Source organism: Kineococcus gurbantunggutensis (genome assembly GCF_050871925.1).
Taxonomy (GTDB): Bacteria; Actinomycetota; Actinomycetes; order Actinomycetales; family Kineococcaceae; genus Kineococcus.
The window spans coordinates 1-2,423 of record NZ_JBJLSG010000301.1 but is presented as its reverse complement, the minus strand read 5'-3'; the positions used below and the strand labels follow the sequence as shown (position 1 = coordinate 2,423).

Sequence of the window (2,423 nt, the reverse complement as noted above, 5' to 3'; positions counted from 1 at the left end):
GGGACGCCGGGTTTCCGCTGGGCGTTGCTGGCGGCGCCCTGCGCCGCCTGCTCCGCCAGCTCACGCGCCCCTGCGCGCAACGCCACCCGGACAATCTGCGGTGCGGAGTCGTAGTCGGGTCCTGCGCCGCGCAGGTCCTCCTCGCGGCGCAACCGCAGCGCCCTGGTGAAGGCGAGCACAGCGGCGGCGTCGTTGCCGGCGCCCTCGGCCAGGCGGCCGTCGACCACGTGCAGGGTGAGCCGCTGCTGGACGTCGCCGGGGGCCAGCCCGGAGCGGGCGGCCTCCACGTGGCGACGACCGGCCAGGGCGTCTCCCCTGGTGCCGACGATGCGGGCCAGCACGCAGTGCGCTTCGGCTCGGTAGAGCGCGAACTCCTCGAAGTCCTCGCCCAGTCGCAGCAGGTGCTCGGCCTCCGCGCGCGCGAGATCGGTGCGGCCGGCGAACAGCTCCAGGAGCGAGCGCCGCCAGACGTGCTCGGGCAGGGTCCTCCACGCGTCGGAGCGGTGCACCTCGGAGGCTTCGGCCAGCAGCGAGCGCGCCTCCTCGTAGCGCTCCAGCCCGGTCAACGCCGCGACCTCCGCTGAGCGGGCCGGCCCGCCGTAGCGCAACCTGGCCTCGCGGGCCGGGACCAGCGCGTCCTGGTGCCGGCCCTGCCGGGCGGCGGACTCGGCGAGCGCCAGGAGGGCCGTCTCAGCGGCGACCTGGTCTCCCAGGCGCTCGGCGTCGGCGAGCGCGGAGCGCGCCGGTGCGGTGACCCGGGCGCAGTCACGACCGCGGCTGGCCGCGAGCGCCTGCGCCGCCCGCAACCGCAGGCGGGTGGGCGCGCTGACCGGGTCGTCGTCCGTCAGGCTCGCCAGCGCCCGCGTCACCCCCAGCTCCAGCTCCTGGTCCCGGTGCAGCGCCCGCAGCGGTCCCACCAGGCGCAACCAGATGCGACCCGCATCGGGTGCGGCGCTGGCCGCCTGCAGCAGAGCCAGGCCCAGGTCGGCTGCAGCCTCCACCTGCAGCCCGGCGGTGGCTGCCTCCAGCGCCTCCAGGCCCATGTCCAGCCGCTCGGGGCTGTCGTCGGGCAGCAACCGCAGCGCGTGCTCCATCAGCTGCGCCGCGGCGGCAGGGGTCGCCTGCGTGAGCTCGACGGCCGCAGCGCGCAACAGGCCGGCTGACCTGCGCCGCTCGGCGGGGCTGATGTCCGCGGGTGTCGCCTGCGACAGCTCACCCAGCACGTGGGGGACCAGGTGCGCGGCCGGCCGCCCCTGGTGCAGCATCATGCTCACCACGTCGTGGTGCACGGCGGCGCGCACCGCCACCGGCAGGCCTTCGTACACGGCCTCCCGCACCAGGTCGTGGCGGAAGCTCACGTGAGCGCCCTCGTGCTCCAGCAGCCCCGCTCGCTCGGCGTCCTCGAGCGGTGCGACCAGCTGGGCTGCGGGCTCGCCCTGCAGGACAGCGGCGTCGGCGAGGGTGAAGTGGCGCCCGAGGACCGCGCCGGAGCGCAGGAGCTTGACCGAAGCCTGCGGCAGGCCCTCCAGCTGGCGCCGCACGGCGAGGATCAGTTGGTGCGGCAGGGCCGAGGCGGTCGAGGAGGTCGAGGCGGTCGCGTCGCCGGCCGCGTCCACCTGCGGACGCCAGCCGTCCAGCAGCGCGCCGAGCAGCAGGGGGTGCCCCTCAGCGCGCTGCACGAGGCGCTGCAGGGTGGGGTCGGGGTGGGCGCCGAGCTCGTCGTGGACCAGGGATTGGACGGCTTCGTCGTCCAAGGGGCCCAGGTCGAGCCGGGAGACGGCGGTCAGGTGCCGGGCCGCTGCGCTCACCCGTTCGACGGGGCCACCGGGGTCGGGACGTCCGGCGAGCACCCAGCACAGCGGCTGCTGGGCGAGCCGGCTGAGGATGACGCGCACGGCGAAGACGCTCAGCTGGTCGGTCCACTGCGCGTCGTCCAGCACCACGAGCACGGGTCCGCGGCCGGCGGGGACAGCCAGGGCATCGGCCAGGCGTTCGACCAGCCACGGCTGGCGGTCGTACAGGCCTCCCAGCTCGACGAAGTCCGCTTCCGAGAGCAGTGGCGCGGGCCCGGAGCGCAGCGCGGACAACAGCGCCGCCAGAGGCAGCATCTGCGTGGCCTCCTCGCCGCCGCCGCTTCCCACCGTGAACCCCTGCTCGCGCGCCAGGGACGTCACGGCGTGCACCAGGGCGCTCTTGCCGATGCCGGGGGCGCCCTCGACGGTGAGCAGGCTGGTGCGCCCCGAGCGTCGGGTGCTGGACAGCAGCGCCGAGGCGTGCAGCAGCTCCCGCTCGCGCCCGTGCAGCCCGTCCACCCTCGGTCCCCCGTCGTTCACCCCGCCCTGCACAGGCACCTGTGCGTCGTCAGTGTGCCAGCGCGGCGGCGCTCGTCGTCGCCGGCGCATCGCACGAACGTGCGATGCGCC

The 2,423-nt window shown here is 75.9% G+C and carries 1 protein-coding gene; it reads right to left on the bottom strand.

All coding sequences use genetic code 11. The features are described from left to right. Positions 1–2,312 (bottom strand): ATP-binding protein (locus tag ACRYR7_RS25205; RefSeq protein ID WP_432575115.1); only part of this gene is annotated, 2,312 nt, incomplete at its 3' end. Between the last annotated feature and the right edge of the window lie 111 nt (positions 2,313–2,423).